Annotated in this window: 9 protein-coding genes; 8 read left to right on the top strand and 1 reads right to left on the bottom strand. The window is 44.2% G+C overall.

Annotation, left to right across the window (positions count from 1 at the left end; genetic code table 11):
* Window positions 1–201 precede the first annotated feature (201 nt).
* The gene (locus AC0L6N_RS19400) at window positions 202–1,449 is read left to right on the top strand and encodes a malic enzyme-like NAD(P)-binding protein (protein WP_011576877.1); all 1,248 of its coding nucleotides are present in this window, start codon (window positions 202–204) and stop codon (window positions 1,447–1,449) included.
* Window positions 1,450–1,525: 76 nt separating this feature from the next.
* Here the strand turns inward: AC0L6N_RS19400 and AC0L6N_RS19395 are convergent, their stop codons facing one another.
* Entirely contained in the window at window positions 1,526–2,113 is a 588-nt protein-coding gene (locus tag AC0L6N_RS19395) for a TetR/AcrR family transcriptional regulator (RefSeq protein WP_473477001.1), read from the bottom strand.
* A 155-nt stretch (window positions 2,114–2,268) separates the two neighbouring features.
* Between AC0L6N_RS19395 and AC0L6N_RS19390 the strand changes: the two genes are divergently transcribed.
* The 7 genes from AC0L6N_RS19390 (at window position 2,269) to AC0L6N_RS19360 (ending at window position 13,152) form a co-directional block, all read left to right on the top strand.
* Complete coding sequence (locus AC0L6N_RS19390) at window positions 2,269–3,687, top strand: NAD(P)-binding protein (protein ID WP_473476998.1); 1,419 nt, start codon at window positions 2,269–2,271, stop codon at window positions 3,685–3,687.
* Between the two features lies 1 nt (window position 3,688).
* Complete coding sequence (locus AC0L6N_RS19385) at window positions 3,689–4,774, top strand: DUF2855 family protein (protein WP_473476996.1); 1,086 nt, start codon at window positions 3,689–3,691, stop codon at window positions 4,772–4,774.
* A gap of 137 nt (window positions 4,775–4,911) precedes the next feature.
* Window positions 4,912–6,408: a methyl-accepting chemotaxis protein gene (locus tag AC0L6N_RS19380; protein ID WP_473476994.1), complete on the top strand. Its 1,497-nt coding sequence runs from the start codon at window positions 4,912–4,914 to the stop codon at window positions 6,406–6,408.
* Window positions 6,409–6,480: 72 nt separating this feature from the next.
* On the top strand, window positions 6,481–7,041 hold the full coding sequence (locus tag AC0L6N_RS19375) for a DUF6436 domain-containing protein (protein ID WP_473476992.1): 561 nt from the start codon (window positions 6,481–6,483) through the stop codon (window positions 7,039–7,041).
* 226 nt (window positions 7,042–7,267) lie between these two features.
* Window positions 7,268–8,764: a methyl-accepting chemotaxis protein gene (locus tag AC0L6N_RS19370; RefSeq protein ID WP_473476991.1), complete on the top strand. Its 1,497-nt coding sequence runs from the start codon at window positions 7,268–7,270 to the stop codon at window positions 8,762–8,764.
* 213 nt (window positions 8,765–8,977) lie between these two features.
* Window positions 8,978–10,582 carry an ABC-F family ATPase gene (locus AC0L6N_RS19365; protein ID WP_473476990.1) on the top strand — a complete coding sequence of 535 codons (1,605 nt, stop codon included), beginning with the start codon at window positions 8,978–8,980 and terminating at the stop codon, window positions 10,580–10,582.
* Window positions 10,583–10,977: 395 nt separating this feature from the next.
* Window positions 10,978–13,152: a hypothetical protein gene (locus AC0L6N_RS19360; protein WP_473476988.1), complete on the top strand. Its 2,175-nt coding sequence runs from the start codon at window positions 10,978–10,980 to the stop codon at window positions 13,150–13,152.
* Window positions 13,153–13,192 lie beyond the last annotated feature (40 nt).

The following is a 13,192-nucleotide window of genomic DNA, read 5'->3' as shown; positions in this document are numbered from 1 at the left end:
TTTATGATGTAGTCAGGCATATCAGCTATGTAGATACATACCTGATAAGTTAACGTTAAACGGGCTTTCACTAAAATAATAATAAGCCGTTCGGACACATGATTTCACTTAAGCGAATTGTGGAACCGTAAGTCGGAAATAAGACCATAAGAAAGCTAACGTACTCTGATTCAACCCTACACTTTAAGGATCTAGACCACGATGTCTGATTTTCGTCAACAAGCATTGGACTACCATGCTAAGCCAGTACCAGGAAAGATAGCGATTGCGCTAACAAAGCCCGCGGAAACTGTGACCGACTTAGCCTTAGCTTATAGCCCTGGCGTCGCTGAACCTGTACGAGAGATTGCTGCAGACCCAAATGCGGCATACAAATACACTGCCAAAGGCAACATGGTCGCCGTCATTTCAAACGGTACCGCTATTCTTGGCCTTGGCAATTTAGGCCCACTGGCTTCGAAACCGGTTATGGAAGGTAAAGCGCTATTGTTTAAACGCTTTGCTGGGCTAGATTCCATCGATATAGAAGTAAAGCACAACACCACTGAAGACTTTATTAACACCGTGGCGAATATTGCCGACACATTCGGTGGCATCAACTTAGAAGATATAAAAGCACCCGAGTGTTTTGAAATAGAGCAAGAATTGATTAAGCGCTGCAATGTACCGGTATTTCACGATGACCAACACGGTACCGCTATTGTGACCGCAGCAGGAATGCTCAATGCGCTGGAGGTACAAGGTAAGGAACTTTGTGACGTTACCATCGTTTGTATGGGAGCGGGTGCAGCGGCTATTGCCTGCATGGAATTATTGATTAAATGTGGTGCCAAGCGAGAACGTATTTATATGCTTGATACCAAAGGCGTTATTCATACCAGACGCGATAACCTTACTCACCATAAAAAGTTATTCGCTAATAATACTGACAAGCGTACCTTGGAAGATGCGCTAGACGGCGCAGACGTATTTGTTGGGGTGTCTGGTCCTGATGTGTTGCCGCCCGAAGCATTGGCATTGATGGCACCTAACCCAGTTATTTTTGCTTGCTCAAATCCTGATCCAGAAATAAAACCAGAGTTGGCTCATGCTGTGCGTGATGATGTGATCATGGCTACAGGGCGCTCAGATTATCCGAATCAGGTGAATAACGTGTTGTGCTTTCCGTTTATTTTTCGTGGTGCCTTGGATGTACGCGCATCGGTCATTAACGATGAAATGAAAATAGCGGCTGTTGAAGCGATCCGAAGTATTGCGCGCGAGCCGGTGCCACAAGAAGTATTGGCCGCCAGTAATTTAACGAGTTTAACCTTTGGTCGTGAGTATATTATTCCTAAGCCAATGGATCCGCGTTTGTTGCAACGAGTGGCTACCGCAGTCGCGCAGGCCGCGATTGACTCAGGTGTCACCACATTGAAAGCGCTGCCACCGGGTTATATGCAAGATTAGCTTGTTGGTTAATCGACTTTAAGAGCGCTAATGACACATTTTCTCTACAATTAGCGCTTTTTTATCAGCGAGTTACTCATAGATGAGTGCGTGTGGCTAGGATCGCATCAATGTGCATGCATAAAGCATCTTCGGCCATGACATACCAATCAGGTGTTTCGAAAATGCTGGCAACAGCATGGTGCTTTAAACTGACGTAGCCATGCACAAAAGCCCAAATTTCTAAGGCTTTTTTGTGTTTAAGGGCCATGTTGGCATCATCGGGCAGTAAAAGAGCTGTCACTTTTAGCAATTGGCCAAACGCCTTTTCGGCCACAGCCTTTGCTTCTTCTGAGGGAGTATAGCGGCTGTCATTCTCGCCGAAAATCAATCGGTAATGACCTTCGTGAGCCTCAGCCATGGCGAAGTAACCACGAATACCTCGACGCATGACTTCTTTTGGCGATAGGTCATGTTGCTCGAAATCCATAGCTTGCATCACTAACTCAAAACCTTGGATATACAGTTCATCCAAAATTCCTTCTTTGCCTTGAAAGTGGCTGTAAATGCCTATGGTCGACACTCCAGCGTGCTTGGCTATTGAGCGTACGCTTAAGGCCGCAATTCCACCTTCTAAAAATAATTCTGATGCGGCTTGAAGTATTTTACGTTTCGCAATATTCAATTAACATTCTCTTGACAAATATAACGGTGTTATTCTTTAATATAACGCTGTTATGTTCAATCGTTATTTTTTGGCAACGATAGAAACGTAAAAAGACTGCACCCGTGTTGAATCTCGTGTGCAAACACCTTAATCGAAGCAACACAGGAATAAGCATGACGACCTTCACCCATGAAACAGATTATTTAATTGTTGGCGCTGGCGCCGTAGGCATGGCTTTTGCCGATGTTTTACTTAGCGAGACTGACGCCAACATTATGATAGTGGACAAATATCACAAGCCTGGCGGCCACTGGAACGTGGCATATCCTTTCGTTACTTTGCATCAGCCATCCGCGTTTTATGGCGTCAGCTCGACGGAGTTAAGTAAAGGTTGTATCGATAAAGGAGGCTTAAACAAAGGCTTAAATGAACTGGCTACTGGAGCTGAAGTTAGCGCCTATTTCGATAACATCATGCGCGAGCGCTTCTTGCCTTCAGGGCGGGTGAGTTACTTCCCAATGACTGACTTCAAAGGCGACGGCAAGTTCGTTTCTGTTATCAATGGGGATGAGCACCAGGTGACCATTAACAGAAAAATGGTTGATGCGACTTATTTGAAAACGTCGGTGCCAAGTACCCATACGCCAAATTTTTCTGTGGATGATAGCGCCCAATTTATGCCGATAAACGATTTGGTGAAAATAACCAATAAGCCAGCAGGGTTTGTGATCATAGGCGGTGGCAAAACCGGTATCGATGCTTGCCTATGGTTACTAGAAAATAAGGTTAACCCAGATGATATTCAATGGATAATGCCACGAGACGCTTGGCTGATTGACCGCAAAAACACCCAACCTACACCTGAATTTTTTACTGACGCGATTGGCGCGCAAGCGGCTCAAATGGAAGCAATCGCCCAATCTACTTCGGTAGATGATATGTTCTCGCGCCTTGAGAAGGGCGATGTATTTATGCGATTAGATGAAAATGTTTGGCCAAAAATGTTTCACGGCGCCACAGTGAGTCAATTGGAATTAGCCGAGCTTAAGCGAATCAAAAATGTGGTGCGTATGGGCAGAGTGACCCACATAGGGCAAGACAGTATTCAACTTGAACAAGGCGAGATAAAAACCAGCCCGCAACATATTCACGTGGATTGCTCCGCCAGTGCCATTACAAATTTAGAGGTGAAGCCTATTTTTAATGGCAACACCATTACGCCGCAAACGGTACGCTCTTATCAACCCGCCTTTAGTGCTGCGTTTATTGCTCATATTGAAGCCAGCGCCAAGTACCCAGATGAAAAAACTAAAAACCATATCTGCGGCGTAGTGCCTTTGCCAAATACGGTGATGGATTGGGTGCGATTGACGGCGGCCTTTATGCGCAATCAGCATATTTGGTCTCAAGACGACGACCTAAAAGTGTGGTTGCTCAAAAATCGTCTAGATGGCTTTAGTCAACTTGTGCGAAGCGTGGATAAAGCCGACACGGAAAAAATGATGATCCTTGGGCGACTGCGTGAACATGCCATGCCTGCTATGGGTAAACTGCAACAATATCTAGCAGCTGAAGCTGCTCAAGGAGCATAAAATGAGTGAGTTTCAGGTAAAACAAAAACAGTTAATGAGCCATCGATTGGTGCAAACCCCGGCCATTGAAACCATCGAAGAAGGGCAAATTTCACTTAAAGTGGAAAGCTTTTCGTTTACCGCCAACAATATTACATACGCCATGATGGGAGACAGGCTCGGTTATTGGCAGTTCTTCCCACCTGCGGACAATAACGACAAACAGTGGGGCATCATTCCAGTATGGGGATTTGCCCAGGTTACCCAATCTAAGGCCGAAGGCATAGACGTTGGCGAGCGCTTATTTGGTTACTTTCCGCCAGCACAGCAGGTGGTGATGACACCGGTTAACGTTTCTCAGCAGCGCTTGGTTGATGGCTCAGCGCACCGCGCAATGTTGCCGCCAGGATACAATAGCTACAAACGTTTAATGGGTGAAAAAGGCTATAATCCAGACTTTGATAATGAACGTATGTTGTTGTTTCCTCTGCATATCACCTCATTTTGTTTATGGGATCGTTTGCAGGACAACAACTGGTTTGGCGCCGAGCAAGTGGTGGTCATCAGTGCATCGAGTAAAACCAGTTTGGGGCTAGGTTATGCACTGAGTGCCGATGCTACTGCGCCTCATAGTGTGGGTTTAACCTCGAATGGGAATATGACTTTTGTGCAAAAAGTTGGGGTATATGACCAAGTCGTAAGTTATAACCAAATAGGCGACATTGACGCAAATAAACCCACCGTGATTGTGGATATGTCGGGAAGTACGGATATTTTGACGACATTGGGTGCGCACCTTGGGGATAATCTTACTTATTGCATCAACGTAGGCTTGACTCATTGGGATGAGTTCTCAGCAGAAAGTGCTGCTGAGTCTGACCGAAGTGAATTTTTCTTTGCCCCAGGCCATATTCAGAAACGCATTAAAGACTGGGGGCCGCAAGGCTTTGAACAGCGCACAATGGGTTTTCTGGCAGAAACTGCGATGAAATGTAGAAGCTGGCTTGAAGTAAAAGAGCTGAATGGCTTAGGCCGCTTGGCTGAGACTTACGGACAAGTATGCGAAGGTAATATCCCGCCTCAACAAGGATTAATTATTAAACTTTAGGTCCAATCTTCCGATAGTAAGTAGAAGTGAATCGTGGCTAAGTGTCTGCTTGGTCGCGATTTTTTTTATTGCTTCTCATCAAGAAGCGCGAGACATGTAATCGTCTTATATTTATGTATTGATAGCGGGGAAGCGCATTGAACAACATTGACCGCCCATGGGTAAACAGTGCCAATAAAGGAATGCAGGTGACCTTTGTTGCTTTGCTTATCATTAGTTTAGCCATTGCAGGGATAAACCAAACCTGGTGGGAAGCCATACTTGTCGGTGTATCTACTACGTTTATAGGGATTACTGCCATTCGCCTTAAACCACAATCTCGCTTAACACAGCATATTGTTGCGGCGGGTTTGATGCTCTACAGCGCGTTGCAGATCCATCAAATGCATGGCCTAGTTGAAATGCATTTTGGTGTATTCGTGTTGCTATCTTTTTTAGCCTACTACCGAAACTGGCATGTATATATTACTGCGATAGCAGTCGTGGCTATACATCATGTGTCATTCTTTTTTCTACAAAAGAATGGTTTGCCCGTATACATATTGCTTGAGGGTGGCTTAGCATTTTGGTTAATCGCTGTTCATGCGCTTTATGCTATCTTGCAAGCTACAATGCTTGGCAAGATGGCCAACGATAATCGTAAAGAATCTTTTGGGACGGCGTCTTTGGTTTCCAGTGTTGAAGCTATCATGCAAGACAAACAAGCGATTGATTTAACCAAAAGAGCAGATGAGAAAATGGGTGCGAGCTCAGTTTCTGCTTTTAACAATTTATTGAATCTATTTAATAAGTTGATTAACGATGTGCGTTCAGCGGCGCACCAAATTGACCATAACTCTACCTCTAATAGCCAATACAATGCTTCGCTGCGCCAAGCGAAAGAGCAAAGTATTCAAGAGGTGGAACACATAGAATTGTCGTCCCAGAACATGATGCAATCAACGAATGCCATGAATGGTAATAATGAGCAGGTCAAGGCCGCATCGGACAGAGCTAAAGCAAACACAGATGAAGCTCAACAAACCATGGCGATAACGCATAGAGACGTTACACAGTTAGGAACAAAGCTACAGCAAACCAGTGAAACTATTCAAAGATTAGCGGCAGATTGCCAAGACATTTCCAAGGTTCTTGAAACCATTCAATCTATTGCAGATCAAACTAACTTGCTTGCTTTGAATGCTGCGATTGAAGCAGCAAGAGCTGGCGAGCACGGTCGCGGCTTCGCGGTTGTAGCTGATGAAGTGCGCACTTTGGCTTCTCGCACGAAATCGAGCACAGAAGAGATCAACGAGATCATCGTTAATCTGGTAAGCTCATCAAGAGATTCGAGTTCATCAATGACAAGTTGCGTAGAGCTTAGTCAGGTCACCACTGCGCATACGGGTTCTGTTAGCGAGCTCATGAGTGAAATTCAGCACAATATCCAAGATGTATCTGATTCGGTTGCAAAGATGAGCGAGTCTTGTGAGCAACAAGCGTGCAACAGTGATGTGATCCAACATGCCGCACTTACTCTTAAAGAAAGTAATAGGAAAGAATTGGAGACGATTTCATCGATGAATAAAGATGCTCAAGTCCTAAATGACATGAGTGAAGCATTAAATCGTCAAATGTCGGCCTTTCGTTCTTAATGCATCGCTTTGAATGTGCTTGTAAGCCCGCTTAGTAACGTTTTTAGTTTAGTGATATGGGGAACCAACTAAATGCCATTGCTAACACACTCTTTTAAACGTCTTGTGGTAGTAGGGGCGTTAATCGCTTGGGTTTTATTGACACTTGGCGGTTTGGCATACTCAAGCGCGCAAAGGCAGAAGGAATTTGACCCAGCACAAACCTTGGCTTTGGCCGCCATGTCCGCAGAATTTGCTCCAACAGTAACGTCAAGTATGCATGCACAATATCCATCATTAGCTAAAACGGTGGTGCATATTCAGCAAGCCGATTGCAGCTGTAATTTTTCCAATGATATACACGTCAATCGTATTGATACCATTTTAAACAAATCTGCCTATCATTCTGTTCATGCATCGGTAAATGACATACCTAAAGAAATTATCTTGCCCTCATTGCCTGCCATCATGGTGTTCGACGAGCAAGGACAGCTTGGTTATTTCGGGCCTTATTCCTCTGGTTATTTTTGCTCAACTGACACGGCCATCGTTGATAGGTTTTTAACCAATGTTATCGAAAACAAACATGTGGGAAGCGCTGTGGTCAGCGATGGCTATGGTTGCTACTGTGCGAACGCAAGTACGACGTCTTAAGTACTGAGTGAGTCTACTTTATGATCTAAGTCGCTTATTCAACGTAGGTTACAACGCACATTCATGGGGGCGTTTCTAAGATGCGCTTAACGCTGTTAGCGATATTGCGCGACGAAACTAAGAAGCGCACAATCATTAATTTACACCTTAAACGAACTGTTTTTGCTGCCGTTAAAGTGTGAATATTGTCAGTAGTGTTAGCAGCACAAGTCTTTGGAGAACAATCATGTCAGACCGTCATTATGCTTGGGTCACTAGCGCAAACAAAAATATGCAAATTACCTTCATTGCGTTAGCGATCATCAGCTTAGCCTTGGCCAATTTTAATCAAACCTGGATAGAAGCCATTCTGGTTGGCGGCTCGACGAGTGTTATATGTTTAACCTTTATTCACCTAAAGCCTCAGTCACGTTTAACTCAACATGTGGTGGCCATTGGCTTAATGCTGTTTACGGCACTTCATATTCACCAGATGCATGGGCTAGTAGAGATGCACTTTGGGATCTTTGTGCTGCTCTCGTTCTTGGCGTACTACCGAAATTGGCGGTTGTACGTGACCGCGATTTTAGTGGTGGTTGTGCACCATCTTAGTTTCTTTGTGATGCAATCAAAAGGGATCGGGGTGTACGTTTTAGCGGATGGTGGTCTGCTGTTTTATCTTATTATCGTGCATGCCGTTTACGCTCTGGTGCAAGCCTTGATGCTGGCTAAAATGGCAAAAGACAATCAAGTTGAGTCACTTTCTGCTGCAGCCCTTACCAGCAGCATCGAAAAAATCATGAGCGACAGAGCAGCAATCGATTTGAAGGTCAGGGCGGATCAAACACTCAATGCCGATTCTGTGGTGGCGTTCAATAATTTACTTAGCATGTTCGACAATCTGATCACCGGTATGCGCGGGGCTGCAGAGCAAATTAATAGTACCTCCGTGATCACCAACCAAAATAGCACGGAGTTACATGGGATTAAGCAAAAAAGTATGACTGAAGTGCAGTATATCGATACGGCTTCAATTGAACTGGCTCAATCGTCACGCACCATGAACGAAGACACAAAGCGCGTGCAACAGCAATCTACAGAGGCGCACAGTCATGTCCACGAAGCAGAACAAACGGTGGATGAAACGAAAGAAGACGTGACTAACCTAGGGACCAAGCTGAGTGAAACGAATGAGAATGTGCGCAATCTCGCTGATAATTGCCAGAGTATTTCTCAAGTACTTGAGACCATTAAATCGATAGCAGATCAGACTAACTTATTGGCATTGAATGCCGCTATTGAAGCCGCAAGGGCTGGAGAGCATGGCCGTGGTTTTGCCGTGGTCGCAGATGAAGTGAGAACGCTCGCTTCGCGCACTAAAAAGAGCACGGAAGAGGTAAACCTCATTGTTGAGAACCTGTTGAGTTCATCAAAATTGTCCAGCGATTCTATGGCTGATTGCCTATCGCTAAGTGGAACCGCTAATACTAGAACACAAAAAGCTCGCGACCTAATGAGCCAGGTTCAGCATAATATTTTGCAGATGACGGAAGCGGTCAATATGATGACGGAATCCAGTGAGCAACAAATACACAACAGCGAGACAATTCAAAGCGCCGCCACAAGATTGAAGTCTATTAACCAAGATGAGCTCACAAAGATCGCTGCCATGGATCACGAAGCAGGCTTGCTCTCGGGCAGAACCAAAGATCTTAATTTACAGTTATCGCAGTTTTCCACCTAGGGCTCGGTGGAAAACAACCAGATTTAGACGTTTGGGCAAGATAGAACAAACCATACATGAAGGCGCACAAAGCGCCTTTTTTGTTGATTAATTAAGCAACATACCTCGACATATTCCCCATGTTTCTTTATAGTGCGCCCCGCTAAGCCTTAACGGCAATAATGTTACTCCCTCTTTATTTGAAATACAGACACCATCCCTAGGAATTTTCTTTTGATATCTACCGCAAACATCACCATGCAATTTGGCGCTGAGCCTTTATTTGAAAACATTTCGGCCAAATTTGGTCACGGTAATCGTTACGGCCTGATTGGTGCAAACGGCTGCGGCAAGTCGACTTTTATGAAGATCCTAAGTGGGGATTTAGTGCCTTCATCTGGCAATATTTCCATTACTCCTGGTGATAAGCTAGGTATTTTGAGCCAGAATCAGTTCGCTTTTGAAGAATATAGCGTTGTAGATGCTGTGATTATGGGCGATTCAGCCTTGTGGAAAGTTAAACAGCAGCGAGATGAAATTTACGCCAAGCCTGAAATGTCAGAAGAAGATGGCATGTTAGTCGCACAGCTTGAAACAGATTTCGCTGAGATGGACGGTTACACTGCAGAAGCCCGCGCTGGTGACATTCTATTAGAGGCAGGTATCGCTGAGCACTACCACTATGGCCTAATGAGCCAAGTGGCACCCGGTTGGAAGTTACGAGTACTACTTGCTCAAGCATTGTTTTCAAACCCAGATATTCTGTTATTGGATGAGCCTACCAACAACTTGGATATTTACACCATTTCTTGGTTGGCTGATGTGCTAAATCAGCGTAAATGCACCATGATCATTATTTCTCACGATCGCCATTTTTTGAACTCGGTTTGTACACACATGGCTGACATCGATTATGGTGAGTTGCGTATTTACCCGGGAAATTACGAAGCCTTTATCGAAGCGTCATCTTTGATTCAAGAGCAACTGTTAACCAGTAACGCCAAGAAAACCGCTGAAATGGAAGACTTACAAGGCTTCGTTGCGCGTTTCTCGGCTAATGCATCAAAAGCCAAACAGGCCAGTTCTCGTGCCAAACGTTTAGAAAAAATTCAGTTAGATGAGGTTAAGTCTTCCAGTCGCCGTACGCCATCAATCACGTTGAAGCAGCACCGTAAGTTGCATCGCCAAGCCTTAATTTTAGAGAACTTTGGCCACGGTTTTGACGGTGAGTCATTGTTTAGTGGTGGCGAGTTGATCCTAGAAGCTGGCGCTCGATTAGCCATAACCGGTGAAAACGGCGTGGGCAAAACGACTTTTCTACGCTGCTTGGTAGACGAGCTTAAATTGAATGAGGGCACTATCAAGTGGTCAGAAAATGCTGTTGTTGGTTATTGCCCACAAGACAGCTCGGCAGATTTTGCCATGGATATCACTTTGTTTGATTGGATGTCTCAGTGGCGCACTCCTAAGCATGATGACTTAGCGGTTCGAGCAATGTTAGGTCGCTTATTGTTTAGCGCAGATGATTTCAACAAAAAAGTGAACGTGTGCTCAGGTGGTGAGAAAAACCGCTTATTGTTTGGCAAGTTAATGATGTCTGATATCAATGTATTGATCATGGATGAGCCAACAAATCACATGGATATGGAAGCAATCGAAGCACTTAATTCGGCGCTTAAAAAATTCGATGGGACCTTAATTTTCGTAAGTCACGACCGGGAGTTTGTATCCTCTTTAGCCACCCGCGTTATTGAGATCAAGGACACAGAAGTGATTAACTTCCAAGGCACCTATGATGAGTACTTCGCAAGCCGTCAAGAGACAAGCGCCGCTGCATAGCAACTCAATTTATTAGCCTGCGAGGTTCTCTCGCAGGCTAATAATGCCACTACACTGCATAACACTTCTTTATCAACCCTCACCCCAATATCGATATTCATATCCCTCTGGTTTTTCTGCCATAAAATTTTCGATCGTGAAAAATGCTGACGGTGTTTCAAAGCCAAAATTCCTTCATTAGTGACCTTGGAAAGATGACGTTTTCATTAAATTTAGGTAAAAAAACAACCCTTTAATTGTAACTTTTTTTTACCCTTGCTAACGTAGTGTAACTTGCTTCTTAGTATGAGGCAGGTAACTAAATATGCTCGAAGTAGTGTCAGTTTTTCGAGCATAACTAACGGAATAACTAGCTGATTGATGCGCCTAAACGCGCATAACAAAAGGGTTACGCAATGTTAAAACACAATAAAATAGTGCTGTTATTAAGTGGTCTAGGTTTAGTGGGAAATGCATATGCTGTCGAAACTCCCCAGAGCCAAGTGCAAGAAACATCTAGCTTTTATGAGGATGACGCTGAGTTTAACCAAGCCGCTGTGGGATCTGAAGAAGGATGGGGTTGGCAATTAAAAACATCGGTGTCAGCCAGTATACAGTGTGATACCAATTCGGATTGTGGAGGTGGGGGACCAATTGACCCGCCACCGGATGTGGCGCCATCGGTACCAAAAAGTATTGCGGTACTTCGAACCAAAGGAAGTAATTCCGTAGAAGTAAAGTGGCAAGGCAGCAACGCAGGCCGAGGATCTAATTTTCACTACGAGCTGCGCCAACAATATAAAGATCAGATACCACAAGATAGTGAAACCCAAACCCAGACGGCACCTTCAAGCACCGTTTCCGTTGGTAATAACCTTAGCTCTATCCAAAATCCTGGCGCCGACAAAATCGTCAAATATGCGGTTAGGGCATGCAATAGCGTTGGTTGTAGCCCGTACAAAACATCGCAGTATTATTCGATTAATGCGAACTATGATAATGGGGGCGCGGTAACCAAACCATTAGAAAGTGTGAGAACAAATTATCAACTAGCTCGCAAAGGAACCTATTCAGCCTTAAGCACAAACCAAACAGAACAAGAAACTGCACTCGCTGCGCTGAGCAAAGGCTACGATGCACTCAAGGGTGAGGTGTACGGGAATTCATGCTGGGATCTCTCAGGCGCCGCTCAACTTGATTCTGTTCAGTATATTAACGATCAAAAATACTCCTTCAGCCAAGTAGATACTTACGAATCTCTCGCTACAACACTAGATGTTAAGCGTTCAGGAGGCGGTTCGATATCGTTTGGTGGTTTTTCTATCGGGGGGTCAGGAAGCTCTTCGTTATATAGCGAAACATCCAAGGTTACTGAAAGTTCAGTTATCGTTTCGTCGTTTATCGATAAACAAAATCGATATCAAGCTAAACAAGCTCTCACTTTAGGTATGTCTACTCCTTATGTTAACTACTTAGTGAATAATCAGCCAAAAGAGTTTCGTAAATTCTGTGGTGACAAATTCATTGATACAGTTACCACAGGCAGAAAAATTCTATTTACGATCCGTGTGGTCAGTGAAAACAGTAGTTACAGTGAAATAAAGAGCAAAACTCTTGAGTTAAAAGCATCGCTGGAAAGTTATAGCGCGGATGGCAATTTTACCTCCAGTGAAGCGAGTAGTTTAGAGCAAGAGTTTGAAGGCTATACATTCGACATTATTGGTACGCAAACCGGTGGTTCAGATTCCGGTAACCTCCTTAGGCTCAATAGCATCACGGAATATATGACTGTGCTTACCAGTTTTGCCAATAGCAATGATGAAGATTTAGTCAATATAGAGTCAACAGAACGGGATTACCCTATACCGAGTGCTTTAGCTGGCACGAGCCATTTTGACGTGTTTTCTGACTACACTGAGTACCGTGACATATTGCAGACTTGGGGACGGTTAGACAGTCAGCTGGAGCGACGTTGTTGGATGTTAGATTTGAATGGAATTGACCCAGACGCAGTAGGCCAAATTGAAGAGGCAATGGGGTTAAGTTTCTACGAAGGAAACGTTAGCCAAAGAGATTTATGTGACTCTGCGAAAGACATGGTCGACCGCTTCGTAAACTATTGTTCAAATCAGGGTGAGTGGAATAAGTGTTTTCTTCCCAATTCTTCGAACTGTATCGATTCTATTAATAACGGATTGTGTATGCAGCGTCCTGAACTCATAAGTTTCAAAGGATTTAGACTTGAACAGGTACGTTTAGATTTATCCAAAGGGGGTTGTTTGTTTAGGTGCTATAAATCTAAGTCAGTACAACAATGTTTCACGAATACCGACATCATTCCTGACTTCAGTCGCAATGCAGTGATCACGAGTAGCTACTCGCCTTCTCCAGTTAGTGGTTTAGTTGTCACCGTTGACCGCTCGTGGAATGTCAGTAGCGCTAGTAATAGCATCACTAAGGTAAATGGAAACTACTGCTTAAAGGCAAAAGCTGAAGTCTTCGGAAAAGGAGGATTTGGCGCTGGGGGAAGATATGAGTCGAACAATCAGATGTTCGGATTTCAAACCCAAACTTTAGGTTATTCACTCTAAAGAGCAACCTTTAAGGGCTGTCTCGACAGCCCTCATTTGC

The sequence above is a fragment of the Paraglaciecola sp. G1-13 genome, assembly GCF_055809255.1.
Note: the sequence above shows the minus strand (reverse complement) of the source record. Positions and strands in the feature narration are given on the sequence as shown.